The following is a 1,024-nucleotide window of genomic DNA, read 5'->3' as shown; positions in this document are numbered from 1 at the left end:
AGAAAAATATTAAACTATCAAACACCGTTTGAGATATTTTTTGAAGAACCGTTGCACTTAGTTTGACAATTCGTCCCTAATTTAATTCATGTGACGCGTCTATCTCTTTGAAAGAATACTGAAGAATAGCAACGCTGAGAATCAATCTTGTGCTGTTTAGATTGTATTTGGAAAGCCGCTGAGCTAATCATTAGGATGGTGCAAAATCGACGTTAGCATAGCTGGTGCTTATGCTAGAATTGAAAACGTTAATACCATTGTAGGAGGACTTTAAAATGGCTGTTACTGTATATTTTATTCGCCATGGACAAACTTACTTCAACCTTTTCGCCAGACTGCAGGGTTGGTCTGACACCCCCCTTACCCAAAAAGGAAGAGCGGATGCCGCTGCGGCAGGCCGAACGTTAGCACCGATAAAAATTGATTACTTATTCTCTAGTGATTTAAAACGTGCTGTCGACACAGCAAGAATTATGATTGCTAATCATCCGGGTAGTGATATCAAAGAACCCAAACAAAGCGAATTGTTTCGGGAAGTTTTCTACGGCTCCTTTGAAGGGCACGCAAATGAAGAAGGTGCAATCTATGCCAGCTACATGGTCCATAAACGAATTCGCCGGGTTAGCATGATTATTAAGGAATATGGCATCCAAGAAACACAGCAAATGTTCCATGATGCAGATCCGAGCCATTTAGCGGAAAGTAAAGAGCAATTGGATCATCGATGTGAAAAAGCAATTAGCTTTTTAAGCCAAATCCCAGATAGAAGTACCGCGGTTGTTGCAAGTCACGGGTCGATTATTTGCTATCTGGCTAACTTATATGCAGAACAGGGCAAACAATATTCTATTCCTGATAATGGCGCGATCATGAAAATGATCATAGAAAAAGGCCAGCCGCATATCGAATTTTACAACCGTCTTGAGCTGCCCAAACAGTAAAATTATGGTGGATTATAGAATGAAGTTAGCCACCTAATTGGTGGTAAATGCAAAAACGCCATTCGGCGTGACATCAGGTATCA

At 40.7% G+C, this 1,024-nt stretch carries 1 protein-coding gene; it reads left to right on the top strand.

Annotated elements, in window-relative coordinates; genetic code table 11:
• The first annotated feature begins 275 nt into the window (after nucleotides 1–275).
• Nucleotides 276–941 (top strand): histidine phosphatase family protein, encoded by a 666-nt coding sequence (locus QOR82_RS09105; protein WP_283584418.1) that lies wholly within the window; start codon nucleotides 276–278, stop codon nucleotides 939–941.
• Nucleotides 942–1,024 lie beyond the last annotated feature (83 nt).

The sequence above is a fragment of the Limosilactobacillus difficilis genome (genome assembly GCF_947387495.1).
Lineage (GTDB): Bacteria > Bacillota > Bacilli > Lactobacillales > Lactobacillaceae > Limosilactobacillus > Limosilactobacillus difficilis.
Note: the sequence above shows the minus strand (reverse complement) of the source record. Positions and strands in the feature narration are given on the sequence as shown.

Excerpts from the sequence above, each read along its gene's own strand:
- QOR82_RS09105 (WP_283584418.1), top strand. The coding sequence starts at position 276 with ATGGCTGTTACTGTATATTTTATTCGCCATGGACAAACTTACTTCAAC.